The 311-nt window shown below is 60.5% G+C and carries 1 protein-coding gene; it reads right to left on the bottom strand.

Annotation, left to right across the window (positions count from 1 at the left end):
- On the bottom strand, nucleotides 1-311 hold a 311-nt coding region (locus JIN78_RS17095; RefSeq protein ID WP_200393206.1), incomplete at both ends, for a hypothetical protein.

The raw sequence follows: 311 nt of genomic DNA, 5'->3' as shown, positions 1-311 counted from the left end.
TGGCTGTTGCTTTCTTCGGCGAGAGCTTCTTGCAAAAGCGCCAGAGTTGCCCGCACCAGCGAGAGATCGCCCCAAGCGGTGTCGGTCACTGCTTCTCGAATTTGCCGACCGAACAGGGGAGAGTCTGGGGCAATGGCCTCCTCGGCACGAGCATTGTTGTAGATGGTAGCTCGTTCTCCAGCGGTGGCGAGGTAGCTTCGCCATCCGTCCGGCTGATGCAGGTCCCCGCGAGTGAGAAAGAGAAAGGCCATCTGGGGAGCGGGGGCGAGTTCGGTGCGCTCAGGGGTTTTCGGTTCGGCTGGTTGTTCTTT

This window comes from Roseibacillus ishigakijimensis (genome assembly GCF_016595415.1).
GTDB classification, from domain to species: domain Bacteria; phylum Verrucomicrobiota; class Verrucomicrobiia; order Verrucomicrobiales; family Akkermansiaceae; genus Roseibacillus; species Roseibacillus ishigakijimensis.
The sequence above is the reverse complement of the archived record's forward strand: the minus strand, read 5'-3'. Positions and strand labels throughout refer to the sequence as shown.